Origin of the sequence: Hoeflea sp., assembly GCF_039975035.1 — a bacterium.
Taxonomy (GTDB): domain Bacteria; phylum Pseudomonadota; class Alphaproteobacteria; order Rhizobiales; family Rhizobiaceae; genus Hoeflea.
In genome coordinates, this window is the sequence record NZ_JBDWHW010000085.1 from 1 (window position 1) to 23646 (window position 23646).

The 23646-nt window shown below is 62.4% G+C and carries 24 protein-coding genes; 11 read left to right on the top strand and 13 right to left on the bottom strand.

The annotated features are described in order from the left end of the window. Positions 1–78: 78 nt before the first annotated feature. Positions 79–693, bottom strand: coding sequence for a DUF922 domain-containing protein (locus tag ABJN75_RS07040; RefSeq protein WP_348438138.1), 615 nt, complete (start codon positions 691–693; stop codon positions 79–81). Between the two features lie 170 nt (positions 694–863). Between ABJN75_RS07040 and folP the strand changes: the two genes are divergently transcribed. From folP to folK, 3 genes are read left to right on the top strand one after another with little or no spacing between them, the layout of a single operon-like run. Continuing rightward, complete coding sequence (folP, locus tag ABJN75_RS07045) at positions 864–1679, top strand: dihydropteroate synthase (protein WP_348438181.1); 816 nt, start codon at positions 864–866, stop codon at positions 1677–1679. Continuing rightward, the gene (gene folB / locus ABJN75_RS07050) at positions 1672–2040 is read left to right on the top strand and encodes a dihydroneopterin aldolase (RefSeq protein ID WP_348438140.1); all 369 of its coding nucleotides are present in this window, start codon (positions 1672–1674) and stop codon (positions 2038–2040) included. The genes folP and folB overlap by 8 nt, the downstream gene beginning before the upstream one ends. Beyond that, positions 2033–2554, top strand: a complete 522-nt coding sequence (gene folK / locus ABJN75_RS07055) for a 2-amino-4-hydroxy-6-hydroxymethyldihydropteridine diphosphokinase (RefSeq protein ID WP_348438142.1) — start codon at positions 2033–2035, stop codon at positions 2552–2554. Before folB ends, folK begins: the two co-directional genes overlap by 8 nt. 10 nt (positions 2555–2564) lie before the next feature. Here the strand turns inward: folK and ABJN75_RS07060 are convergent, their stop codons facing one another. The 4 genes from ABJN75_RS07060 to ABJN75_RS07075 all read right to left on the bottom strand — a co-directional run bounded on the left by ABJN75_RS07060 (position 2565) and on the right by ABJN75_RS07075 (position 6401). Then, on the bottom strand, positions 2565–3104 hold the full coding sequence (locus ABJN75_RS07060) for a hypothetical protein (protein WP_348438144.1): 540 nt from the start codon (positions 3102–3104) through the stop codon (positions 2565–2567). A gap of 97 nt (positions 3105–3201) precedes the next feature. Continuing rightward, positions 3202–4311 (bottom strand): TIGR01620 family protein, encoded by a 1110-nt coding sequence (locus ABJN75_RS07065; RefSeq protein ID WP_348438146.1) that lies wholly within the window; start codon positions 4309–4311, stop codon positions 3202–3204. Further along, positions 4308–5780, bottom strand: coding sequence for a YcjX family protein (locus tag ABJN75_RS07070; protein WP_348438148.1), 1473 nt, complete (start codon positions 5778–5780; stop codon positions 4308–4310). Before ABJN75_RS07070 ends, ABJN75_RS07065 begins: the two co-directional genes overlap by 4 nt. A gap of 84 nt (positions 5781–5864) precedes the next feature. After that, positions 5865–6401: a histidine phosphatase family protein gene (locus tag ABJN75_RS07075; protein WP_348438150.1), complete on the bottom strand. Its 537-nt coding sequence runs from the start codon at positions 6399–6401 to the stop codon at positions 5865–5867. A 294-nt stretch (positions 6402–6695) separates the two neighbouring features. Between ABJN75_RS07075 and dksA the strand changes: the two genes are divergently transcribed. After that, positions 6696–7115 carry an RNA polymerase-binding protein DksA gene (gene dksA / locus ABJN75_RS07080; protein ID WP_348438152.1) on the top strand — a complete coding sequence of 140 codons (420 nt, stop codon included), beginning with the start codon at positions 6696–6698 and terminating at the stop codon, positions 7113–7115. A 102-nt stretch (positions 7116–7217) separates the two neighbouring features. On the opposite strand, the gene ABJN75_RS07085 is transcribed toward dksA, so the two are convergent. Next, positions 7218–8228: a hypothetical protein gene (locus ABJN75_RS07085; RefSeq protein ID WP_348438154.1), complete on the bottom strand. Its 1011-nt coding sequence runs from the start codon at positions 8226–8228 to the stop codon at positions 7218–7220. Positions 8229–8524: 296 nt separating this feature from the next. Between ABJN75_RS07085 and ABJN75_RS07090 the strand changes: the two genes are divergently transcribed. The 4 genes from ABJN75_RS07090 (at position 8525) to ABJN75_RS07105 (ending at position 13238) form a co-directional block, all read left to right on the top strand. Further along, positions 8525–11131, top strand: a complete 2607-nt coding sequence (locus ABJN75_RS07090; RefSeq protein ID WP_348438156.1) for an ATP-binding protein — start codon at positions 8525–8527, stop codon at positions 11129–11131. Positions 11132–11258: 127 nt separating this feature from the next. Further along, a complete protein-coding gene (locus ABJN75_RS07095) occupies positions 11259–12020 on the top strand; it encodes a hypothetical protein (protein ID WP_348438158.1) in 762 nt (253 codons plus the stop codon). A 2-nt stretch (positions 12021–12022) separates the two neighbouring features. Continuing rightward, entirely contained in the window at positions 12023–12520 is a 498-nt protein-coding gene (locus ABJN75_RS07100; protein WP_348438160.1) for a hypothetical protein, read from the top strand. Positions 12521–12590: 70 nt separating this feature from the next. Further along, complete coding sequence (locus ABJN75_RS07105; protein ID WP_348438162.1) at positions 12591–13238, top strand: OmpA family protein; 648 nt, start codon at positions 12591–12593, stop codon at positions 13236–13238. A gap of 128 nt (positions 13239–13366) precedes the next feature. Here ABJN75_RS07105 and ABJN75_RS07110 read toward each other — a convergent pair whose 3' ends face one another. From ABJN75_RS07110 to ABJN75_RS07120, 3 genes are read right to left on the bottom strand one after another with little or no spacing between them, the layout of a single operon-like run. Next, entirely contained in the window at positions 13367–13603 is a 237-nt protein-coding gene (locus tag ABJN75_RS07110) for a BrnA antitoxin family protein (protein ID WP_348438164.1), read from the bottom strand. 43 nt (positions 13604–13646) lie between these two features. Then, positions 13647–14570, bottom strand: coding sequence for a pseudouridine-5'-phosphate glycosidase (locus tag ABJN75_RS07115; RefSeq protein WP_348438166.1), 924 nt, complete (start codon positions 14568–14570; stop codon positions 13647–13649). A 16-nt stretch (positions 14571–14586) separates the two neighbouring features. After that, complete coding sequence (locus ABJN75_RS07120; protein WP_348438183.1) at positions 14587–15531, bottom strand: carbohydrate kinase family protein; 945 nt, start codon at positions 15529–15531, stop codon at positions 14587–14589. A gap of 245 nt (positions 15532–15776) precedes the next feature. On the opposite strand from ABJN75_RS07120, the gene recA reads away from it, so the two are divergent. Next, positions 15777–16871: a recombinase RecA gene (recA, locus tag ABJN75_RS07125; protein ID WP_348438168.1), complete on the top strand. Its 1095-nt coding sequence runs from the start codon at positions 15777–15779 to the stop codon at positions 16869–16871. A gap of 232 nt (positions 16872–17103) precedes the next feature. After that, complete coding sequence (alaS, locus tag ABJN75_RS07130; RefSeq protein ID WP_348438170.1) at positions 17104–19755, top strand: alanine--tRNA ligase; 2652 nt, start codon at positions 17104–17106, stop codon at positions 19753–19755. A gap of 195 nt (positions 19756–19950) precedes the next feature. On the opposite strand, the gene ABJN75_RS07135 is transcribed toward alaS, so the two are convergent. From ABJN75_RS07135 to ABJN75_RS07150, 4 genes are read right to left on the bottom strand one after another with little or no spacing between them, the layout of a single operon-like run. Next, complete coding sequence (locus ABJN75_RS07135) at positions 19951–20571, bottom strand: glutathione S-transferase family protein (RefSeq protein WP_348438172.1); 621 nt, start codon at positions 20569–20571, stop codon at positions 19951–19953. Positions 20572–20585: 14 nt separating this feature from the next. Beyond that, on the bottom strand, positions 20586–21197 hold the full coding sequence (locus ABJN75_RS07140) for a VTT domain-containing protein (RefSeq protein ID WP_348438174.1): 612 nt from the start codon (positions 21195–21197) through the stop codon (positions 20586–20588). Next, positions 21194–21637: a hypothetical protein gene (locus ABJN75_RS07145; RefSeq protein ID WP_348438176.1), complete on the bottom strand. Its 444-nt coding sequence runs from the start codon at positions 21635–21637 to the stop codon at positions 21194–21196. The genes ABJN75_RS07140 and ABJN75_RS07145 overlap by 4 nt, the downstream gene beginning before the upstream one ends. Before the next feature lie 3 nt (positions 21638–21640). After that, positions 21641–22852, bottom strand: a complete 1212-nt coding sequence (locus ABJN75_RS07150) for an NADP-dependent isocitrate dehydrogenase (protein WP_348438177.1) — start codon at positions 22850–22852, stop codon at positions 21641–21643. Positions 22853–23138: 286 nt separating this feature from the next. On the opposite strand from ABJN75_RS07150, the gene ABJN75_RS07155 reads away from it, so the two are divergent. Next, on the top strand, positions 23139–23646 hold a 508-nt coding region (locus ABJN75_RS07155; RefSeq protein WP_348438179.1), incomplete at its 3' end, for an RNA methyltransferase.

Consider the following 23646-nt stretch of genomic DNA (forward strand, 5'->3'; position numbering starts at 1 on the left):
TCAAGCCGCCCGACGCAGTGAGTAGCGGGTTTCAGCCAACAGAATGCGTCATATTAATCATACTGCGCTCAAATGGCTTCAGCCGCCGTTGCGCCGCTTGTCGAGCCTGAATCCGAGCATTCTTGTCATGCGCCGCTGGAAACTCGCCGCCTCCACGCGGTCGAACCTGTCCTGATCGGCGGCGTGCTTTTCGATGATCTTCGTGGTCGTGGCATCAACGCGGGCCTGCATTTTCGCACAGGTTCGCTCTGGCCGCAGTGCTTCCAGCGACTTTTCAAGTTTGCGGGCGTATTGGCGGGCAATTTCGGCGTGGCGTTCCTCGTGACGTTTGATGTCGGCAAACAGCGTGTCCCAGATCAGCACCATGTCCCGGTTGGCGCGTTTGCGGTCTTTCCAGCGCGGCAGGGTCAGGTGGGTTTCGAGCTTGACCACAGCTTCGGTGATGCGGCACTTGCCGCCGCTGCTTTCATAGTTGACCGATCCGCCAAGCTTGATCCTGGTGGCTCCTGCGTGCCGTGTTCCAGTGCCCGAGAGCATCGGGCCGAGCCTGGAAAACTCCTGTTCCAGGTCCGCTCCGGTTTTGCCGCTGATGGTGAAGTAGGAATAGGTCTTGGCGATCTGCGGCTCGGCTGCGCCGGAATTCGGGGCCAGACACAGCATCAGCGCCGTGAGGGCGAAACAAGGGGCGCGCATTGAAGTCTCCGGCTGCAAAGGATAGCGCGGGGAACTTGCGCCATCGGGGCTGCGCATGCAACAGGAAGCCCAAACCAAATTGCCACAGCCATCCGGAAGGCAAATCCATGCGATCACCACCAGGCAGCGTGTTTGAACCCAGAACCTTGCGGCTTGGCCGCAACGCCACAATGGAGTTGGGGCCGAAGTCGCGGGTGATGGGGATTCTCAATGTGACGCCGGACTCCTTTTCCGACGGCGGGCTCTCGGCGGACACCGATGCCGCAGTTGCCGCAGCGCTTGCGATGACGGAGGCCGGCGCCGATATCATCGACATCGGCGGCGAATCCACCCGTCCGGGTGCAGCGCCGGTGGCCGCGCTTGAAGAACAGCGCCGGGTCATGCCGGTGATCGAAGCGCTGGGCGGACGTGAGGGATTGCTGATCTCGGTGGATACCTGGCGGGCGGAGACGGCAAGGCTGGCGCTTGGTGCGGGCGCTCATCTGATCAATGATGTGTGGGGGCTGCAACGCGAGCCCGAAATCGCACGGGTTGCAGCACAGGCAGGCGCCGGGGTCGCGATCATGCACACCGGCCGTGACCGGGACTGTCTGCCAGATCTGGTGGAGGACCAGTTGTTCTGGTTCAAGTCCTCGCTCGAGATCGCCCGCAGGGCCGGGATCGGCGAGGATCAGATTGTCCTCGATCCGGGCTTCGGCTTTGCCAAGGACGCCGATGACAATCTCGAACTGATGGCTCGGTTTACCGAATTGCACGCGCTGGGCCTGCCATTGCTCGCGGGCACCTCGCGCAAGCGCTTCATCGGCGGGCTGACCGGACGCGAGGCGCCCGATCGCGATGTCGGTACGGTGGCCACCAGCGTGGCGCTCAGACTGGCCGGGGCGGCGATGTTTCGGGTTCACAATGTCGCTTTCAACATTGACGGGCTTGCGGTTGCCGACGCGATGGTTCAAAGCAGCCGCGAAAAGGAGCGCGGCCATGGCTGACAGCTACATCATCCGTCTCGTCAATTGCGCGTTCTTCGCCCGGCATGGCGTCCATGACGAGGAGGAGTTCCTGGGTCAACGCTTCTTTGTCGATGCGGAGCTGGAGGTTGATCCGGGTGATGCCCTGCAAACCGATTCGATCGAGGGAACCGTTCACTACGGTGTCGCCTTCAACGTGATCGAGAGGATTGTCACCGGCAAGCGGCGCTATCTGATCGAGGTGCTTGCGCTGGATATCGCCAAGGCGCTGAGCGCGCAGTTTCCCCAGATCCGGCTGGCCCGGATCACCGTGCGCAAGCCGAGTGCCGCGGTGCCGGGCATTCTCGACCATGTCGAAGTGACGGTCGAGCATCGTGCCTGAACCAAAAACCGTCATCGCCGCCATCGGACTTGGCGGCAACATCGGCAAACCGCGCCGGACCATGGCGCGGGCGCTGAAGCTTCTCGATGCCCATGACGACATCCAGTTGCGCACCGTGTCACGGCTTTACCGGACGCCGCCTTGGGGCAAGACCGACCAGGAGTGGTTTCACAATGCCTGCGTGCTGGTGGAGACCAGGCTCGATCCGCATGAGCTGTTGCGGGTTTGTCTGGATATTGAATTGCAGCTCGACCGGGTTCGCACCGATCGCTGGGGGCCGCGCACCATCGATCTCGACGTGCTCTTGCACGGTGATTTCCTGTCCGATCACGCCGACCTGACGGTGCCGCACCCGCGCATGACGGAGCGGGCCTTCGTAATGGTGCCGCTGGCCGACATCGCCCCGCAGGCGGTGGTCAACCTGCAAAGCATCGCGGACTGGTCGAGCGAGGTGGATTCCGAAGGGATCGAGACCCTGAGCCAGTCAGGTGACTGGTGGCGGGACGAGGATTAGCGCAGCCGGTTCAGCGCAGTGCGCCGGTGGCAATCTTCTGGACGGCGCGCTTGAGGGTCATGCCGATCACCGGAACCATCTCTTCGCCGACCTTGACCGAGATGGTCACGTTCATCGTTTCGGAATCGTTGAGCCGTGCGATCATCGCGCCATTCAGCGTCTTGCGGTTGATGCCCATGACGGCCCGGTCGCCGGTGATCTTGCCGGACACGATGTCGAGACCGTCGCCGGCGGAACCATCGAGGAACTGGCCGGTGTAGCTCTTGCCCTTGCGGGTGATCACGGCGGACATTTTCTGGTTGAAAACACCGACCCGGCAGGAGCCGTCCAGCGTGATGCCAACGGCCTTGCCGTCATGTTCGCCGCCACTCAGATTGCAGACGAATTTGGTGCCTTTATATTTCCCGGCGACGATCTCGCCCGGCCCCTTCCAGGCGCCGGCAACGGATTCGAAGAACACGCTGTCGTTGTCGCGGGCCAGCGCAGGCTGGGCCGAGAGCAGTGCGGCTGCCGCAAGACTGAGTGTAAGGACGCGAAACTTCGAATACATGGTCACACCTGTTGCGGCTGAAAATGAGGCCTGAATCTGCCTCAGAATGGTTAATGGACCGTAATCAGGTTCGACTTATCCACAATTGCCGCGAAAATCATAGCCCGCGATCGGCTTTTTCTGTGGTCGCAGTGTTCCCGGTGAAGCTTGCCAGATCCGACATGAAATCACCGATACCCGGACGCTTGAGCGCGGCAAACGGCATCGGCCGGCACAGATCCATGGCGGAAATCCCAATTCGCGCTGTCATCAGCCCGTTGATGACGCCTTCGCCGAGTCTGGCGGAGAGCTTGGCGGCGATCCCGTGGCCGACCACTTGCTGGATCAGGCTGTCACCAGCAGCGATGGCGCCGGTGACGGCGAGATGGGCGATGACATCGCGCGACAGGCGGATCATGCCGATGGTGCCGGGTCGACCGCCATAGAGTTCGGCCATCGCTCGGATCAGCCGCACCGCCTCGAACGCGACATAGGCGAGATCGACAAAGGCGCGAGGACTTACGGCGGTCACCACGGAGACGCGTCTGGCGGCGTTGATGGTCAGCGTTCGCGCCTGCCTGTCGAGTGACGCCATCAATTCGCGCTCGGCGAAGGCGAGATAATGCGGGCCGTCGATGATCTCGCCCTCAAGCGAGGCGAGGCTCTTGCGCCCCTTGGCGGTCAGTGGATTGGCGGCAATCAGGCGGGTCACCTGGGCACCCAGCGCACGGGCTTCGCTGGCGGTGGCGAGTTTGCTTTTGGCGGCAACGGCTTCACGCAGGCTGGCGACCCTGGCGAGGCGACGGATGCCCATGAACTCCTTGATGGCCAGCATCAGCAGGGCCAGGACAGCGGTCACCGCCGCGACGAGGGCAACCCAGCCGAGCCAGGGCAGGCGGACAAACAATTCGCGGATCAGGCTGTCTGTCCAGATCCCCAGCGCCAGCGCGCCGAGGAACCCCAGGCTCGCGGTCAGGATCTTGCCGGCGGTCAGGCGGCGCGGTCGCGGTGTGGCGGGCGGCGGGGTCAGTGCATCGACGACGTCCGGCGGCGGCAGGAAAGGATCGTCTTCCTCCATCGTCATTGACACGGTGACAGGCATGGCGGCGGGCTTGCGCGATTTCTCCGCGGTTTTTTTCGGCCTGCCGGGGGCCCGGCTGGCGTCGGGATCGTCAACTGCGAAGGCGCGTGGTCTGCGGGCAGGGGAAGTCTGATCGCGGTCGGTCATGCGAGCCGGTCTCCCAAGAGGTAATCCAGCGCCCGGTCAAGGCGGATATGCGGCAGGGACAGTTTCACTCCACTCTCGCTTTGTTCGATCAGCGGCGGGCGAAAGCGGACGATGTTGATCTCCGGCAGCATCGGTTGGGAAACTGAATCAACTGCTTTGAAGAATGAATCCGGATTTCCTGGCAAGTCCCCGGGAAATATGGCTGTTTTGCGTTTTCCATCGAACAGCTCATCGCCGATGCGCTCACCTTTAAGGGGAGTGCCGACTATGACCGGCAGGTCTTCGCCGCCCTGGCCCACGGTCGCCTCGCGCGTGGCCCGCACCGCCGCCATCGCCAGCACCTCGATATTTGCGCCCGACGAGCCGATATTGGTCGATGCGCGCTCGACGATGCGGCGGGCAATCGCCTCGAGACGGTCATGGCTTTCATGATGCAGGTGATCGGCCTTGGTGGCGGCAATGAGCACCTTGTCGATGCGGCGCGAAACCAGGCTGGTGAGAAAATTGCCGCCCCCCGGTCTGAAGCAGGACAGCACATCCGACAGCGCGCGTTCGAGGTCGATCACTGCCTCGCGGCCGGCATTCATCGCCTGCATGGCGTCGATCAGCACGATCTGGCGGTCGAGGCGAGCGACATGCTCGCGGAAGAAGGGTTTGACCACGACGGATTTGTAGCTCTCGTAACGACGTTCCATCATCGCCATCAGCGATCCCTTTGGCGCCGGACCATCGGGCATGTTGGGCAAGGGCGCGAATGTCAGCGCGGGTGAGCCGTCAAGGTCTCCGGGCATCAGGAACCGTCCCGGCGGCAGGGTGGAGAGCGCCCGGTCCTCGGTCTTGCAGGCGCGCAGATAATCGGTGAACAGCCTCGAAAGGTCGCGCGCGTCGGTTTCATCGGCGGCTTTGTGCGGGTCGATCGAGTTGGCTTTCTCAAGCCAGGGGGCGGCGAGATCGTGGCGCGCGGGCGAGCGGGCAAGCGAGGCGGCGTTCAAGGAGAACTGAGCGAAATCCTGGCGCAGCAGGGGCAGGTCGAGGAGCCATTCGCCGGGGTAATCGACAATATCGAGACACAGTCTGCCGCCGGAGAAAAACCGGTTCCAGCCGCTGGCGGATTCATACTCGATAACCAGCCGCAATTCGGAGATGGCGCGGGTTGAATCGGGCCAGAGGCGGTCGCTGATCATCCGCGCGGCATGGTCCTCGTACTGGAATCTGGGAACTGCGTCATCGGGTTGCGGTTCGAGGAAGGACCGCGCCAGACGGCCCGAGTGAGCCGCCTCGAACATCGGCAGGCGGCCGCCATGCAGCAGATTGTGGACGAGGGCGGTGATGAACACGGTCTTGCCGGCGCGTGACAGGCCGGTGACGCCGAGGCGCAGGGTCGGCTGGATCAGATTGCCGGCGCGATCGGCAAGCGTGTCGAAGGCGATCAGCGCCTCATCGGTAATGCTGGTAATGGACGATGACACTTTGCAGTCTGCTCCAGTTGCTGTTGCCGATATAGGAGAGCGCGGAGGCGATTGAAAGCGCGGCGAGCGTTTCCGGTGCTGGCGTCAGGCGTCGACAGGCGACATCAGCGCTATGAATCTGGCGCTTCCATCAATCGCGCCAGTACCCCTTGCCGCGCAATCGGCGATCAGCAATCCGGCGGTCGGAAAGCCGTCGCCGATCGCCTGAAGATAGGCCGCGGGATTGGCGTGAACCAGGGCCTCGCCGGTATCCTCGATCATCGGGTTGTGACCAACGATCATGACGGAGCGGATGGTTTCGTCGGCAATCGAGCCGATGAGATCGAGATAGGCCTCATGTCCGGCCGCATACAGGGCGTCGCTGTGCTTGATGCGAGGTACGCCGCCGCGCTTGCCGGTACGCAGGACGGCCAGTGTCTCGACACAGCGGCGGGCGTTCGAGCAAAAGACGAGATCCGGCTCGAAGCCGTTCACAGCCATGGTCGTGGCAAGCCGTGCGGCTTCCTCATGTCCCCGGTCGTCAAGCGGCCGGTCGAAATCGCGAATGCCCGGCGCGGCCCAGCCGGCGTGGGCATGGCGGACGAGAAATACGCGCAGGGCGGCTGTGGGTGTTGTGCTCATCGGTCGAATTTAGGCATTTGCGCGCCAGCTTCAATTCACCGAAAGCACAAAGTGCGGTGCAGCATGAAACCAATCGCGAGCGAGGGTGTGTATTCGCGCCGCCTCAGTGGGTCTGAAATGAGCATTGAAACCACCAAAAACCAATCAAACCGGAAGGAAACATGCGGGTCTTTCACGCCGATGGAGCGATTCTTGACGATAGATGAAATTGCTGTGACACACGACTTTAACGCTTGTACCGGCGCGGCCGTCTGGCTATACAGCCCCCGAAATGGCTTTGCCGGGAGAATCGTTATGAGTGAAGACTTCGATTTTTCCTCTTATGTGCCCTCGGAAGACGAGGATTTCATGAACACCAAACAGCGGACCTATTTCAGGGCGAAGCTGACAGCATGGCGGAATGATATTCTCAAAGAGGCGCGCGAGACGCTTGACCATCTCGCGGAGGAAAGCGCCAATCACCCCGATGTGGCAGATCGTGCATCATCTGAAACAGACCGAGCGATCGAATTGCGTGCCCGTGACCGGCAACGCAAGCTGATCGGCAAGATCGATGCGGCGCTGGCCCGTATCGATGATGGAACCTACGGCTATTGCGAGGAAACCGGCGAGCCGATCAGCCTGAAACGGCTTGACGCCCGTCCGATCGCAACCTTGTCGATCGAGGCGCAGGAACGCCACGAGCGTCGCGAGAAAGTCTATCGCGACGAATAGGTCCGCCCTGTCACTTTGGTGATCATTGAAAAACCGGCCTCGCGCCGGTTTTTCTGTTTCATGAGCTCAAGGGTCGAAGCTCAAGGGCTCAGGGCTCAGGGCTCAGGGCTTACGTGACAAGTCCCCAAGCAACCGCTCCATCTCGGCTTCCAGCGAATCGCGTGATGGCTGGCTGTCCGGCATGACTTCCGGCGCCTGGGCCTGATCCTTCTCGACAGATGCCGGTTGCGGCTGGTCTTCCAGGGGGTCGAAGAAACCGTCGTCGGATATGTCGAGCGAAAGATCATCGGACAATTCGGCAGCCAACACCGATTCGAAATCACCGGCGACCGGACGTGCGGCTGGTGCGGGAGCTGCCGGAGCGGCGGTCGCACGCTGCAATCCCGCGGGCTGCGGTGTGTGAGCCTGCATGGGCTCGCGGGGTGGTGTCGTTGAGGCCGGGGCCGGGGCCGGAGCGGAGGCGGGTTCCGGGTGCAGTGTCGTGTCCAACGCAGCGGTCAATTCGTCATAGGCGAGTTCGTCGAAGCTTGGTTCTTCGAACACCCGGGTTCTGGCGCTTTCGAGCACCTCGGAGGCTTCGGCACGGATCGAGCCGACGGTACTTGCGGCTGTGGCCGAGATGGTTGCCGCAGGCGAAACCGGAACCTGAGGCAAGGGCGGCGGCGCCTGGGCAAGGTCCGGTGCGGGATCGGCACGGGGCTGACGTGGTTGCGGTTTTGCCGGCGCTGCCTGCCGTTGCACGGCTGCAGGGGCGGGACGGTTGACGGGTTCGGTGCGGGGCGGAGCAGTCTGCCGGGGTGGGGGCGAAACGTCGCCACCACCGGCGGGATGGACGATGCGGCTTTCAATGACGATATCGGTCGGGCCGCCGATCATGACCAGATGCTCGACATCGTCGCGCCGGATCAGCACCAGACGGCGGCGGGTGTCGACAGCGGCTGCGTCCAGCACAGCAAGCCTGGGCTGGCGGTTCTTGCCTCCGCGGATAAAGGTCGATGACGATCGGGAGCGGATGACCCAGAAGACCCCGACCAGCGCCAGAAGCGCGATTGCAACGATGAGTACGGCGGTCAACAGGGTTGCACCCTGACCGCCAAAAATGTTGTCCGGCATCCGGTGTCCTTCCGTTTGAGCCGATACGCGGCGACCGGTATGGCGGCGATTCACCGTGCCGGGTCGCGATCAGATTGTATTTGACGTTTTTTCGACGGCTACCACAAGCCGTGGATGGAGATTTCCAGTTCAGTATGTCTTGCGTGACTGCGTTTGACCGGCTTTGATGATACAGCCATGCCGGAATTGGCCGGCAAACAGGACAAGCCGCGCTGTATGTTGGGCTTTGGGCTTTCCATCGAGAGCGGAATATGATTCAAACCGGACGGATCGGTGGCGGGACGAAAGAGCGATTCATGACAGAGACGACCCCTGCGGCCGCTACCCCGGCGGCGCTCGTTGACAGAAGCGCGAAACCACGCTCGGTGTCGAGGCTGGTATTTCTCGCGCTTGTGATGATTGGCGCGTCGATTGTATTCTTTCTGTTCAAGGACAGGCTCAACAACGATGTGATGCTCGGCATACTCGGTGTGCTGGCGGTGGTCGGGATATTCTTCCTGGTTTCCACCGTGATCGGGTTTGTCGTGGTGATGCCGAAGGCCACGGCGGATCCGCTGGCCCGGGCCTTCATCGACACCCATCCCGAGGGCACGCTGGTCACCGACGAAAAGGACCGGGTGATCTACGCCAACCATGCCTATGGCGTATTGACCGGTTCGACCAGCGCTTCCGATGTGCAGTCCATCGAGGCCATCCTGTCACGGCACAAGGAATCCGCCGAAGCCGTCTACCGGCTGACCAATGCGATGCGCGACGGGCAGGAGGGGCAGGAGGAATTCCGCATGACGCAGCCGCTCGGCGCGGCGCGGGAGAGTGGCGCAAGCGGGCACTGGTACCGGCTTCGCGGACGTCCTGTCGCCAATGCGGAAGCTGATGGCAAGCTGATGGCGTGGCAGTTGTCCGACATCAGTCATGAACGCACCGAGCAGGAACTGGTGTTCAAGGAACTCCAAAACGCCATAAATTATCTCGACCACGCGCCTGTGGGGTTCTTCTCGGCCGGACGGGCCGGCGAAATCGTCTATCTCAACGCCACGCTGGCCGATTGGCTGGGTATTGACCTGACATCGTTCTCGCCCGGAAAGATCATGCTGCGCGACCTGGTGGCCGGCGCGGGCATGGCGCTTGTGGAATCGGTGCAGGCCGAGCCGGGCCTCAACCGGACGGCCCAGCTCGATCTCGATCTTTTGAAATCCAATGGCCAAAGCCTGCCGGTGCGCCTTGTGCACAGGGTGACGGCGACACGGGACGGCTCGCCCGGAGAAAGCCGGACGATTGTCATCAGCCGCGAGGAGGGGGGAACCGGGGCGCATGACGCGGCGAATGCGGAAATGCGCTTCACGCGCTTTTTCAACAATACCCCGATGGCAATCGCCTCCGTGGATGCGCGCGGCAAGATCCTGCGCACCAACGGCCCGTTCCTGCAGATGTTCCACGGGCTGGTGACGCGCGACGACATGGAGCGCGGGGCGCTTCTGGAAACCATGCTGCGCGAGGATGACCGCAAGGCGTTTCAGGATGCGCTCAGCCAGGCCGCCGACAAGCAAGGCGAGATCACGCCGATCGACAGCCGCCGGGCGGACAATGACGAGCGGCATTTCCGCTTCTATGTCAATGCGGTGATCGAACACTCGGAAGAAACGCCCGAAGAGGCCGCGATCATCTATGCTGTGGAAACCACCGAGCAGAAGGCGCTCGAGGCGCAGATGGCGCAGACCCAGAAGATGAATGCGGTCGGCACGCTTGCCGGCGGCATAGCGCATGATTTCAACAATGTGCTGACCGCCATCTTGCTGTCGGCGGATCATCTGCTGATGTCGCTCAGGCCATCGGATTCGAGCTTCGCCGACCTCATCGAGATCAAGCGCAACGCCAACCGCGCCGCGGTGCTGGTGCGCCAGCTGCTGGCATTCTCGCGCAAGCAGACGATGCGGCCGACGGTGCTGTCGATGACCGACGTGATCGGCGATCTGAGGATGCTGGTCGACCGCCTGACAGGCTCCAATGTCAAGCTCGAGCTTGAATTCGGCCGCGACCTCTGGCCGGTGAAGACCGATCTTGGCCAGTTCGAGCAGGTGCTGATCAACCTGGCGGTCAATGCCCGCGACGCCATGCCCGAAGGCGGAACAATCACGGTCAAGACCCGGAATGTCGAGGCCGAGGAAACCGCACGGCTCAATCACCGTGGCATGGAGGTGGGCGATTATGTGCTCATCGAGATTACCGATGAAGGCACCGGTATTCCCTCCGAGGTGATGGAAAAGATTTTCGAACCATTCTTCACCACCAAGGATGTGGGCAAGGGCACCGGCCTGGGGCTGTCGATGGTCTACGGCATCATCAAGCAGTCGGGCGGCTATATCTATCCCGAATCCGAACCCGGCAAGGGCACCACCTTCCGGATCTATCTGCCGCGTCATGTCGAGGATGAGGCCGAGAAGGCGGCGACCGCGGCGGAAGCGGCTGCAGCGCTTGAAGCCGGTGCGGCAAAGCAGGCGAAGATTGCTGCCGATGGACCCGAAGACCTGACCGGCGGTTCGGCGGTGGTGCTGCTGGTCGAGGATGAAGAGGCGGTGCGGCGAGGCGGCAAGCGCATGCTCGAGGCGCGCGGTTACGAAGTGCATGAGGCAGGCACCGGAGTGGAAGCGCTGGAAGTGCTGGCCGAACTCGAGGGCAAGGTCGACATCGTGGTCTCCGATGTGGTGATGCCGGAGATGGACGGACCGACGCTGCTGGTCGAGTTGCGCAAGGACTATCCGGACATGAAGTTCATCTTCGTCTCCGGCTACGCCGAAGACGCATTCGCCCGCAATCTGCCCGCCGACGCCAAGTTTGGCTTCCTCGCCAAACCGTTTTCGCTCAAGCAGCTGGCCACGTCCGTGCGCGAAATGCTGGACGAATAGGCCCAGAGCAACGGCGGACGCTCCGGGTGGACACGCGAGGCGGCGGATGCCCTGACGGACGGGCAGGGGGTGCCTGTGCTAACCACCGGTCAACCACATTGGCATCTTCCCCTGTGGACAGGCTTGCGTGACGGCCTTTTCGGTGTTCGTCTCAAGGTTGCAACTGGCGGGGATCGCGATGAGTCCGATGCGAATTGGAAATGGACAAACCACCCGCACATTCCCAGTCATTGGGGTGGCATTGCTTGCCAGCCTGATGCTGACATTGGCGGGTTGTGACATGCTCGGCTTCCGCAGCTGGTCCTGGCACCAGAAAGTCACGGTCACGGTCGCAACCCCGAATGGCGAAGTGTCCGGCGCAAGCGTCATGGAAGTCTCGTGGAGCGGCGGTATTCCCTTCATCGTGGGCGATGCAAGAGGTGGCGGCTTCAAACTGACGGGGGAAGCTCCCGTGGTGAAGCTCGGCAACGGGCGCTATCTGTTTGCGCTGCTCAAGGGCATGGACAGCAAGCTTCTCTATCAGCTCCGCGACAAGGATGGCCGCGGCGCCAGCATGAAGGACAACAGCCGGGCCATTCTCGGACTGAAGGAGCCGCTTGTTCTGCCGGTCGAGGCTTACCCCCTGCTGGTCACCTTCGCCGACATCGACGACCCGGCGAGCGTTGCCCGCGTCGATCCCGATGATCTCGCCGCCACCTTTGGCCCCGGCTACACGCTTTCCTCGATCACGCTTGCGATCACCGACGAGCCGGTGACCAAGGGCCGGGTGGAGGCGGTGTTGGGGTGGTTGAGTGAATACCCTGAACCGAAGCTGGGTCCCGCTACGGGCCAAACAACGAATATTCCGTTTAATCGTCGCGTTGCTCATGGCGACTTTATCAGGAGATAGTCATGACCGTTTCTAATGAGTTGATGCTCGCAATCCTGGCCATGGATTCCTACAATCGCGGCTATGATGCCGGCATTGGTGACGGTCAGAACGTCGTCGATAGCGTAGATACAGATGGTCTTGGCGAAGCAGGCAGCACAATAGGCAACGCGGCCGTAATTGACGTTGACCTACCGCTTGGTTCCGAAGCCGCCGGCTTCTACGCCATCGCCTATCAGTGGAATGGCGAAACGGTCATCTCCTATCGCGGCACGGACAATCCCAATCCGCTGGCGGAGGGCAGCGATTTCTGGAATGGCTGGACGCTGGGCGCTGGCTTTCCGCAAGCTTCCCAGGGCGGTCTTTCAATCGATTTCTTCGAATCCGTTGTCGGCGATGGCGATGCGAATTTTTCGGCCTTCGACGAAGGTGCAGGCGACGGCGTCATCGTCACCGGCCACTCGCTTGCTGGCGGGTTGGCTGGGGCAAGGCCGCGCGGCACAGGGTTAATTCTGTGGTGATGAAATATTCATCATCCTGCCGCATTTTCCGCTAAGGTTCGCACTTCCAGTTTTGCCAAGAGGGGCCATTATGAAATCCAAACTCCTGATCGCGGCGCTTGCCGCCGTCTTCGTCTCCGGCTGCACCACCGATCCGTATACCGGACAGCAGAAGGTTTCCAACCTTGCCGCAGGCGCGGGTCTGGGCGCTCTCGGCGGCGCCGCGCTGGGGACGCTTGCGGGCGGCGACGACCGCAAGAACGCACTGATCGGCGCGGGCATCGGCGCGCTGGCAGGCGGCGCTATCGGCGGCTACATGGACCAGCAGGAAGCGCAATTGCGGGCCCAGTTGCAGGGCTCCGGGGTTTCTGTGACCCGCGTCGGCGACAAGATCGTGCTCAACATGCCGTCCAACATCACCTTTGACAGCGACCAGTCGGCGGTGAAGCCGGAATTTTACGGCACGCTCAATTCGGTGGCACTGGTGCTGCAGAAATTCAACCGTTCGCTGGTTGATGTCGCGGGCCACACGGACTCGACCGGATCGGACAGCTACAATCTGACGCTCTCGCAGCAGCGGGCGCAGTCGGTGTCGAGCTATCTGATCTCGCAGGGCAACGACCCGCGCCGCTTCTACACGCAGGGCTTTGGCGAAAGCCGCCCGATCGCCGACAATGGTTCGGATGCGGGACGCGCCGCCAACCGCCGTGTGGAAATCCAGATCTCGCCGCTGAGCTGATCAGCGACGGACCAATCGTTTGAGGCGATATCAGACCCGGTGGCGAGAGCTTCCGGGTCTTTTCGTTTGCTCTTTGAGCCTGTGCCAAGACAGGGCGTGGCCTGTTGGTCCACACCAGTTGACCGCGACTATGCGCTCTTGAGCCCGGCTGCGGCGCGAAGGGCTGCGTTGATGCGATCCTGCCAGCCGGGGCCGTCTTCCTGGAAGTGTTCGAGCACGGCCCGGTCGAGCCTGAGCGAAACCAGTTCCTTGCCCTCGGGCACGGCTGCGGGTTTGGCAGCGGCTTCAACCGGCTTGGTGGTCGCTGACTTGAAGGCGGCTTCGGCGCGCTCGAAGGCGCTGCCGGTGCGTCGGGTTGGCTTCATTGGACGTGTCCTTGGATAGATGACGACAGGCGACGGCTGACGATCATTGTGTTGCAGATGTGAGAGCTGTGGCAATGCGGGCGGCGAGGCGGGCATTGTTGAGCACCAGTGCGATGTTGGTTTTCAGGCTGGCGCCATCGGTCAGAGTGAGGATTTCGCCGAGCAGGAACGGGGTGACCGCCTTGCCTTCGATGCCTCTGGCCCTGGCAGTGGCCAGCGCCGCCTCGATGTGGCGGTTCATTTCGCTTGCGGGAATTTCATCGGCTTGGGGCACCGGGTTGGCGATCAGCATGCCGCCATGACCGCCAAGTTCCCGGCGGATCATCTCGAAACGCGCGATGGCGCCGGGTTCATCGAGCCGCAGCGGCGCCTTGAGGCCCGATTTGCGCGACCAGAAGGCCGGCATCTCGTCCTGGCCATAAGCCACCACCGGGACGCCGCGGGTTTCCAGCGCTTCGAGCGTCTTGGGGATGTCGAGAATGGCTTTGGCGCCGGCGGACACCACGATCACCGGCGTCCGGGCGAGTTCGTCGAGATCGGCGGAGATGTCGAAGCTTTGTTCCGCACCCTGGTGGACACCGCCGATGCCGCCGGTGCCGAACACATGGATCCCGGCCAGATGCGCCGCCATCATGGTGGCGGCCACCGTGGTGGCGCCGGTGCGCGCTTCAGCCAGCGCAAAGGCCAGATCGGCGCGCGAGAGCTTCATCACGTCGCTGGCTTGCGCCAGTTCGGTGATGGCCGCTTCATCGAGACCGGCATGCAGGCGGCCGCCGATCACGGCGATGGTGGCGGGAACCGCGCCTTCCGCACGGATGACGGCTTCGACCTCAAGCGCCATGTCGCGATTGCCCGGCCAGGGCATGCCATGGGTGATGATGGTGGATTCGAGCGCCACCACCGGACGGCCTTGCGCCAAGGCGTCGGCGACGTCCCGGGTGGTTTCGATCTTGATGGATCCGGTCATGCGAGGCTCCTGAAATCTAGAACTGGCTTGGCGCGGGCTGTGCCATGGCGGCCTGTGCCTGTGCAAGCAGTGCGGGCGACAAATCATTGAGCACCGGACCGCGAACGCCGGCGGTGAGCCGCGCCAGCGCGATGCCGCGGGTGAGATTGGCCTCAATCGATCCGCCGGACAGCCAGCCATCCAGATAGCCGGCGGCCAACGCATCGCCGGCGCCGGTGACGTCCACCAGCGTTTCGAGCGGCGGCGGCGTAAGGACGCAGGTTGCGACCGCCGTGAAGGCTGCGACCGGGGCAGCGCCAGCGCTGACCAGGCCGCCGGCAAGGCCTGCGCGGGACAACAACCCGGGCCACCCGCCAGGGCCGTCGGACTGCCCGCCGGTCAAGGCAGCGGCTTCGGCGCTGTTCATGGCCAGGCAGGCAATCTTGTCCAGGCTTGAGCGCCAGCGCACGACCTTGGCGGGCGACACGGCGATCACCGCCAGCGGCAATCCGAGTTCAGCCGCAGCACCGGCAAGCGCGGCCAGAGCGCTTTCCGGCAGGTTGGAATCAACCAGCAGCAGATCGGCTTCACTCAGCCGTTTGCGCATCCGTGCCGTGATCAGCCGCCGCGCCGGAACCAGATCGTACAACGCCATGTCGGCCAGCGCCGTGACCAGATTGCCATCGGGTTCGAGAATGGCTGAGTAACTCGGCGTCGCCCGGTCGAGAAAGGTGAGCGGGCAATCCTCGACGCCGGCTTCAACGGCGGCGCGGGCGACCAGGTCTGCTGCAGCATCGCCGCCGCGCGGGGCGACGAGCGTGACCTGGTGACCGAGCCGGGCGAGATTGCGGCTGGCGTTGAAGACGCCGCCGCCGGGCTCGGCTTCCCAGCGCCCCGGATTGGATGCCCCGGGCCGGTGCGGGCTGTCGAGCCAGCCCTTGCGGTCAATGTGGGCGCCGCCGATGGCAAGGATGCGGGCGATGACCTATACTCCCAAAATATTGCGGCGACGCCGAATCGCCGCGGTGAACGGGCCTGCGCGCGCCTGCGGGGCAGGGGTCGGCGCATTCAGCATGAAAAATTCGAAACAAAAAAAGAACATTTCATGATTTCCGCTGTTGTTTCAAGTGGTTGCGCAGGGCTTGCGAAAATGGAACAAATAGAGTACAAACAACCAAATCGAGCACTCATTGCTTGCGGCGGCACGATAACCTAAAGGTGGATGAAATGGCACAGAACTCTTTGCGGCTGGTAGAGGAAAAATCCGTGGACAAAAGCAAGGCGCTCGACGCCGCACTTGCCCAGATCGAACGCTCGTTCGGCAAGGGCTCCATCATGAAACTCGGGGCCAATGAGGGCGTGGTCGAAATCGAGACGGTTCCGACCGGTTCGCTGGGGCTGGACATCGCGCTGGGCATTGGCGGATTGCCGCGCGGCCGCGTGATCGAGATTTTCGGGCCGGAAAGCTCGGGCAAGACCACGCTGGCACTGCAGACAATCGCCGAGGCACAGAAGAAGGGCGGCATCTGCGGCTTTATCGACGCCGAGCACGCGCTTGATCCGGTCTATGCCCGCAAGCTTGGTGTTGATCTGGAAAGCCTTTTGATTTCGCAGCCTGACAATGGTGAGCAGGCGCTCGAAATCACCGACACGCTGGTTCGCTCCGGCGCGCTTGACGTGCTGGTGATCGATTCGGTGGCGGCACTGACGCCGCGCGCGGAAATTGAGGGCGAAATGGGCGACAGCCTGCCAGGTTTGCAGGCGCGATTGATGAGCCAGGCGCTGCGCAAGCTGACCGCCTCGATCTCGCGGTCGAACTGCATGGTCATCTTCATCAACCAGATCCGCATGAAAATCGGCGTCATGTTCGGCTCTCCCGAAACCACCACCGGCGGCAATGCGCTGAAATTCTACGCCTCTGTGCGGCTTGATATCCGCCGCATCGGGTCGGTCAAGGACCGCGACGAAGTGGTTGGCAACCAGACCCGGGTCAAGGTGGTCAAGAACAAGATGGCGCCGCCGTTCAAGCAGGTCGAGTTCGACATCATGTATGGCGAAGGTGTTTCCAAGGTGGGCGAGCTGATCGATCTGGGTGTGAAAGCCGGGATTGTCGAAAAATCCGGTGCCTGGTTTTCGTACAACAGCCAGCGGCTGGGGCAGGGGCGCGAGAACTCCAAGCAGTTCCTGCGCGACAATCCGGTGCTGGCCGACGAGATCGAGCTGTCGCTCCGCCAGAACGCCGGGCTGATTGCCGAGAAATTCCTGGAAGAAGACCGCAGCGCGGGCGAGGACGACGGCACGCCCGATAGCGCCGAAATGTAGGATTTGGCGTAATCGGGGATCTGGTCTGCCTGGGTCCTCTTGTCATGCAGCCGGCCGTCTGCCCTTTCGGGGAGCAGGTGGCCGGTTTTCGTTTGGCGGTGCCCACTGGCGGCTGGACAGGCAACCGGACGGGCGATAAAAGCGGCGGTCTGCCAGTTGCGCGGTGGAACTGAAAAACGCGGGCCCGTGATTGAAATCCGGGTGCTGCCTGCTATCTGACAAAGGGCTGATCATGAGTGGCGTGAACGAAATCCGGTCGGCGTTTCTCGACTATTTCAAGAGGAACGGACATGAAATTGTTACCTCCAGTCCGCTGGTGCCGCGCAATGATCCGACGTTGATGTTCACCAATGCCGGCATGGTGCAGTTCAAGAACGTGTTCACCGGACTTGAGCATCGGCCCTACTCGACGGCCGCGACCTCGCAGAAATGCGTGCGCGCCGGCGGCAAGCACAATGATCTCGACAATGTCGGCTACACCGCGCGGCATCACACGTTCTTCGAGATGCTCGGAAATTTCTCCTTCGGTGATTATTTCAAGGCCCAGGCCATCGAACTTGCCTGGAACCTGCTGACCAGGGATTTCGGTATCGACAAGAACCGGCTGCTGGTCACCGTCTACCACACCGATGACGACGCCTATGATCTGTGGCGCAAGATCGCCGGCATCCCGGAAGACCGGATCATCCGGATTCCGACCAATGACAATTTCTGGGCGATGGGCGACACCGGACCGTGCGGACCCTGTTCGGAGATCTTTTATGACCATGGTGACCACATCTGGGGCGGGCCTCCCGGCTCGGCCGATGAAGACGGCGACCGCTTCATCGAGATCTGGAACCTGGTGTTCATGCAGTTCGAGCAGACGGCCGACGAGCGGCTGGAATTGCCGCGGCCGTCGATCGACACCGGAATGGGGCTCGAGCGCATTGCGGCGCTTTTGCAGGGCCAGCACGACAATTACGACATCGATCTGTTCAGGCGTTTGATCACCGCCTCGGAAGACGCCACGGGGGTGCCTGCCGAGGGCAAGAACCGCGCCAGCCACCGGGTGATTGCCGATCATCTGCGTTCTTCGGCATTCCTGATCGCCGACGGGGTGCTGCCGTCCAATGAAGGCCGCGGCTATGTGCTCAGACGGATCATGCGCCGGGCCATGCGGCATGCGCAGTTGCTCGGCGCGCGTGATCCGCTGATGTACCGGTTGCTTCCGACGCTGGTGGCGGAGATGGGCCGCGCCTATCCGGAATTGCTGCGTGCCGAGGCGCTGATTTCGGAAACGCTCAAGCTGGAGGAAACCCGCTTCCGCAAGACGCTGGAACGCGGGCTCAGCCTGCTCGACGAGGCCAGCGCTGATCTGGGTGAAGGCGACCGGCTGGATGGTGAGACCGCGTTCAAGTTGTATGACACCTATGGCTTTCCGCTCGACCTGACCCAGGATGCGCTGCGGCAGCGCGGCGTCGATGTCGACACCGAGGCTTTCTCCGCAGCGATGGAACGCCAGAAGGAGGAGGCGCGCAAGCACTGGTCCGGATCAGGCGATGCTGCCACCGAGACCATCTGGTACGAGATCAAGGACAAGGCGGGTGCCACCGATTTCCTCGGCTATGACACAGAAACCGCTGAAGGGGTGATCCTGGCGCTGGTGCGTGACGGCGCGCAGGTGGAAAGCGCCGGAGCGGGCGACGAGGTCGATGTTGTGGTCAACCAGACACCGTTTTATGGCGAGTCTGGCGGACAGATGGGCGACCGGGGCGCGATTTCGGGTGAGGGCTACAAGCTTGAGGTGAGCGACACCCAGAAGCGCGGAGAAGGAGTGTTTGTGCACCGCGCCAAGGTGATCGCGGGCACGGTGAAGCGTGGCGCCGTGGCACAGCTTGAGGTCGATCATGGCCGGCGCGCCAAGATCCGCGCCAACCATTCCGCCACGCATCTGCTGCACGAGGCGCTTCGCGAAGTGCTGGGCACCCATGTGGCTCAGAAGGGCTCGCTGGTGGCGCCCGAACGGCTCCGCTTCGACGTGTCCCATCCCAAGCCGATGACTGCGGCCGAACTCAGCGAAGTCGAGGACATGGCCAACGAGATCATTCTGCAGAACAGCCCGGTCACGACCCGGCTGATGGCAGTTGATGACGCCATTGCCGAAGGCGCCATGGCGCTGTTTGGCGAGAAATATGGCGACGAGGTCCGGGTGGTGTCGATGGGCACGGCTACGCGCGGGGTCAAGTCCAACCGGCCTTATTCGGTGGAACTGTGCGGCGGCACGCATGTGGCGGCAACCGGCGATATCGGTCTGGTGCGGGTGCTGTCCGACAGCGCGGTGAGCGCCGGGGTGCGCCGTATCGAAGCCTTGACCGGGGAAGCCGCTCGCCGGCATCTCACCGATCAGGATGAAAAGCTCAGGCATGCGGCGTCAGTGCTGAAAGTGCAGACGGGTGATGTAGCCGCCCGGATCGAGGCGCTGATCGACGAGCGCAAGAAGCTCGAGCGCGAACTGATGGAGGCGCGCAAGAAGCTGGCGCTTGGCGGAGGCGGCGCGGGCGGCGACGAAAGCCGGGATGTTGGCGGGGTGAAATATCTCGGCAAGGTGGTGACCGGCGTGGCTGCGAAAGATCTCAAGGGACTGGTCGATGCCGCCAAGGCGTCGCTCGGCTCCGGCGTGGCGGCTTTTGTTGCTGTCAGCGAAGACGGCAAGGCCAGCGTCGTGGTCGGCGTCACCGAGGATCTGACCTCCAAACTGTCGGCGGTCGATCTGGTGCGTGTGGCGTCGGAGGCAATCGGCGGCAAGGGCGGCGGCGGACGGCCAGACATGGCCCAGGCCGGCGGCCCGGACGGCGCCAACGCCAACGCCGCGATTGATGCGGTGGCAGCCGCCATCGGTTGATTGCCCGGGAATGATGGAAACGGCGATTTGTGATGATCGCCAAACGCCCGGTGTTGTCCGGGCGTTTTCCGTTGGGTCCTCCGGGACTCAGCGCCGTCTGCCCGGCCATCGCAATCCGATGAGGTTCAAGCCGTTGAAGCCCGGCATGACCGGGTTTTGTCCCGCAGGATTGTCCCGTTCGACGCGGGCGGTACATCAGCAAAACGCCGGCAATGTCTGCGCGTGGCGCCACCAGGCTTCAAGCCGCGGGCAATGCTGCGAGACCTGGTTACCTGCGGAGCTGTCGAGAATATAGTCCATGCAGGCCGCGAGATAGGCGTCGGCCAGGGTGGGCGCGTCGCCACACAGCCAGGGGTGCCGCGCGAGTGTCTCGAGTGCGTCAAGCGCTGCCAAGCCCTTGACGATCATTGACGGGTCGGGTTCCCGGTCTTCCGATTTGGGGACATGAAGCCCCCAGACGATAACGGGATAGATCCGGGTGTCGACGATCGAGATGATCTGGTTCATGCGGGCGCGATCGGCCGGGGTTACCGGCTGCAGCGGCGGGCCTTCGAACCGGTCATCAATGTAGCGGGTGATCGCGAGTGTTTCAAACAACACCAGATCGCCATGACGCAGCACCGGGATCTTGCCGAACGGATGGCCCTCCTGTCGCGCTTTGTCGGGGCCGTTTTCGGCAAAGACATCCAGCATTTCAAACTCATGCGGTACGTCCTTGAGGCGAAGCGTGATCCGGCAGATGCGGCTGTAGACGCTGTACTCGGCTCCGGTCAGAATGACCTGATCGGGTTTGGAACGCGGCGCAGGCGTGGTCATCGGGATGATCCTCTTCAGTCCATTTTCGAGCGGTTCTGGGCTTTGCGGATTGCCAGCAGCAGCCGCCAGCCGAGAAATGCAGCGAGCGCCAGCATCGCCAATGCCATCGACAGATTGCCCAGGATGCTTGCGAGCGTTTCGATGTTGGAGCCGAAGGTGAAGCCGAGAGCGATGTAAATCGAGATCCATACGGCTTCGCCTGCCAGTCCCCAGGCGGTGAAAATCGCCCAGTGCAGGCCCGCAACACCGCCGGCAATATTGATCGCGGGGCCAAGCGGGGTAAACAGCCAACGCGTGAAAAAGACGCTGCTGCCACCCCATTTCGCCATATGCGGTTCGGCAGCGCGGGCCTTGCGCGCCAGGCCGCCGAGAAATCCGGGGCGGTCCTCAGCGGACTGAGCCACGAAGCGGCCGGTAAGGAACCCTGCCTGGTCACCCAGTGTCGTACCTGTCAGTGCCCATACAAAGGCTGCCGCCGGGTCCGCGTCGCCATTGGCGGCGAGTGCGCCCAGCGTCAACAGCGCCAGTGATGTCGGTAGCGGCACACCGAACTGCCCGATTGCCAGAAGCACGGCTGCAGCCGGAAGACCGTAGACGGTCAGGAATTCGAGCAATTGCCCGGTCATGGTTGTGGTGAGGCAGGTGAGGACACACCCGGCGCAGGTGCAGCTTTGGGAGCCCAGGGGGGAGGTGGCTGCATGCCATCAATCGACCGGCGGTATGCGCGGTCCTTCGGGATTGCCTCGATGATCCCGGAAGTCAGCTCATCAAGCGGCTGGCCACGATCCCTTGCAATCTTGATCAGCGGCCGGCGGTCCGGACCGGTCTTGGGAAGCTCGAGGGCATCGTGGATGATTTCAGGATTGACGCGGTAGGAATGGGCGATGTAGCGGACCGTCATCCAGCCTTCGATGGGTTCGTCCTGATGTTGCTGCCAATAGACAAAAAAAACGCCGGCGCGAATGGTGAACACCAGCGCCAGCGTCAATGTAACCAGGAAAGACAGGGTTAGCCACCGGTTGTGCCGCCACAGCTTTTTGAGCGTGACGACAGGTCCGGCGGCCATTGCTCAGGCCATTGCCTTTTTCAGGTTCTCGTCGATCTTGTCGAGGAAGCCGGTGGTCGACAGCCAGGGCTGGTCGGGACCGATCAGCAGCGCCAGATCCTTGGTCATGAAACCGGATTCGACGGTCTGGATGCAGACCAGTTCGAGCGTGTCGGCGAACTTGGCCAGATCGGTATTGTCGTCGAGCTTGGCACGGTGGGCGAGACCACGGGTCCAGGCAAAGATCGAGGCGATCGAGTTGGTCGAGGTTTCCTCGCCCTTCTGGTGCTGGCGGTAATGGCGGGTGACGGTGCCGTGAGCAGCTTCTGCTTCCACGGTCTTGCCATCCGGGGTCATCAGGACAGACGTCATCAGGCCGAGCGAGCCAAAGCCCTGGGCAACGATATCGGACTGGACGTCGCCGTCATAGTTCTTGCAGGCCCAGACGTAGCCGCCGGACCATTTCAGTGCGGAAGCCACCATGTCGTCGATCAGGCGGTGTTCGTAAGTGATCTTGGCTTCGGCGTATTTGTCCTTGAATTCGGCTTCGAAGACTTCCTCGAACAGATCCTTGAAACGGCCGTCATAGGCCTTGAGGATGGTGTTCTTGGTCGACAGGTAGCAGGGAACGCCGCGCATCAGCGCATAGTTGAGCGAGGCGCGGGCGAAATCGCGGATTGAATCATCGAGATTGTACATCGCCATGGCGACGCCGGCCGAGGGGGCGTCGAAAACGTCGTGCTCGATGGTTTCGCCATCGTCGCCGACAAATTTGATCGAAAGCTTGCCCTTGCCGGGGAACTTGAAATCGGTGGCGCGGTACTGGTCACCATAGGCGTGGCGGCCGACAATGATCGGCTTGGTCCAGCCGGGGACCAGACGCGGTACGTTCTTCATGATGATCGGCTCGCGGAAGATCACGCCGCCAAGAATGTTGCGGATGGTGCCGTTGGGCGAGCGCCACATCTTTTTCAGGCCGAATTCTTCGACGCGGGCTTCGTCCGGGGTGATGGTGGCGCATTTGATGCCGACACCGTGCTTCTTGATGGCGTTGGCGGCGTCGACGGTGACCTGGTCATCGGTCTCGTCGCGGTGCTCGACCGAAAGGTCGTAATAGTCGATATTCAGATCGAGATAGGGCAGGATCAGCTTTTCCTTGATGAACTGCCAGATGATGCGTGTCATCTCGTCGCCGTCGAGATCGACGACCGGGTTTGCTACCTTGATCTTTGCCATGCTTGTTGGACCTTTTGAGGGGGTTGTCGGAGGGAGGCGGAAGCCGCCCGTGCAGTTGGCGCTTCTCATAACAAAACAGTGGCGGACGCACAACATGCTGGGGATTGGCTGTGCCAGTTTTTAGCCTGTGAGCAAAGCTCGCCCTGTTGCAGTAGTTGCGGCGAGCCTTGATTGTACGCCATCGCGGACGTAGTGCTGTCGGCCTGACCAAAATGGAGCCTGCCTTGGCTGATTTGAGCTACTCATCTGAAACACAGCGATTGCGGCTGCGCCGGGGACCGAAGTAGTGGCAGGAACTGACAGAAACCGCAAACTCATCACCGGCGGACCGGCGATCATTCTGGTGGAGCCGCAACTGGGCGAAAACATCGGCATGGTGGCGCGCGCGATGGCCAATTTCGGGCTTTCCAATCTGCGCATCGTCAATCCGCGCGATGGCTGGCCCAATGACAAGGCGGTCAGCGCGGCAGCGAAGGCCGACCATGTGATCGACGGTGCGGTGGTGTTTGACACGCTTGAGGCCGCACTTGCCGATCTGAATTTTGTCTATGCCACCACGGCGCGGCCGCGCGACGGCCACAAGCCGGTGCGCGGGCCGGTGGCGGCGGGCGAAATTCTGCGCGGACGCGAGGTTGCCGGCGAAAAGACCGGTCTCTTGTTCGGGCGCGAGCGCATCGGTCTGCGCAACTGGGAGGTCGGGCTGGCCGACGAGATTGTCACGTTTCCGGTCAACCCGGCCTATGCCTCGCTCAACATCGCCCAGGCCGTGCTGCTGATGTCGTATGAATGGATGA

What these genes read in the sequence shown, in the direction of transcription:
- folB (WP_348438140.1), top strand. Translation starts at nt 1,672, where the DNA reads ATGGCTGACAGCTACATCATCCGTCTCGTCAATTGCGCGTTCTTCGCC.
- ABJN75_RS07115 (WP_348438166.1), bottom strand. Translation starts at nt 14,570, where the DNA reads ATGACCGGATCCATCAAGATCGAAACCACCCGGGACGTCGCCGACGCC.
- ABJN75_RS07140 (WP_348438174.1), bottom strand. Translation starts at nt 21,197, where the DNA reads ATGACCGGGCAATTGCTCGAATTCCTGACCGTCTACGGTCTTCCGGCT.
- ABJN75_RS07090 (WP_348438156.1), top strand. Translation starts at nt 8,525, where the DNA reads ATGACAGAGACGACCCCTGCGGCCGCTACCCCGGCGGCGCTCGTTGAC.
- ABJN75_RS07150 (WP_348438177.1), bottom strand. Translation starts at nt 22,852, where the DNA reads ATGGCAAAGATCAAGGTAGCAAACCCGGTCGTCGATCTCGACGGCGAC.
- ABJN75_RS07075 (WP_348438150.1), bottom strand. Translation starts at nt 6,401, where the DNA reads ATGAGCACAACACCCACAGCCGCCCTGCGCGTATTTCTCGTCCGCCAT.
- ABJN75_RS07110 (WP_348438164.1), bottom strand. Translation starts at nt 13,603, where the DNA reads ATGAAGCCAACCCGACGCACCGGCAGCGCCTTCGAGCGCGCCGAAGCC.
- dksA (WP_348438152.1), top strand. Translation starts at nt 6,696, where the DNA reads ATGAGTGAAGACTTCGATTTTTCCTCTTATGTGCCCTCGGAAGACGAG.
- ABJN75_RS07065 (WP_348438146.1), bottom strand. Translation starts at nt 4,311, where the DNA reads ATGACCGACCGCGATCAGACTTCCCCTGCCCGCAGACCACGCGCCTTC.
- folP (WP_348438181.1), top strand. Translation starts at nt 864, where the DNA reads ATGGAGTTGGGGCCGAAGTCGCGGGTGATGGGGATTCTCAATGTGACG.
- alaS (WP_348438170.1), top strand. Translation starts at nt 17,104, where the DNA reads ATGAGTGGCGTGAACGAAATCCGGTCGGCGTTTCTCGACTATTTCAAG.
- ABJN75_RS07100 (WP_348438160.1), top strand. Translation starts at nt 12,023, where the DNA reads ATGACCGTTTCTAATGAGTTGATGCTCGCAATCCTGGCCATGGATTCC.
- ABJN75_RS07060 (WP_348438144.1), bottom strand. Translation starts at nt 3,104, where the DNA reads ATGTATTCGAAGTTTCGCGTCCTTACACTCAGTCTTGCGGCAGCCGCA.
- recA (WP_348438168.1), top strand. Translation starts at nt 15,777, where the DNA reads ATGGCACAGAACTCTTTGCGGCTGGTAGAGGAAAAATCCGTGGACAAA.
- ABJN75_RS07085 (WP_348438154.1), bottom strand. Translation starts at nt 8,228, where the DNA reads ATGCCGGACAACATTTTTGGCGGTCAGGGTGCAACCCTGTTGACCGCC.
- ABJN75_RS07135 (WP_348438172.1), bottom strand. Translation starts at nt 20,571, where the DNA reads ATGACCACGCCTGCGCCGCGTTCCAAACCCGATCAGGTCATTCTGACC.
- ABJN75_RS07145 (WP_348438176.1), bottom strand. Translation starts at nt 21,637, where the DNA reads ATGGCCGCCGGACCTGTCGTCACGCTCAAAAAGCTGTGGCGGCACAAC.
- ABJN75_RS07040 (WP_348438138.1), bottom strand. Translation starts at nt 693, where the DNA reads ATGCGCGCCCCTTGTTTCGCCCTCACGGCGCTGATGCTGTGTCTGGCC.
- ABJN75_RS07105 (WP_348438162.1), top strand. Translation starts at nt 12,591, where the DNA reads ATGAAATCCAAACTCCTGATCGCGGCGCTTGCCGCCGTCTTCGTCTCC.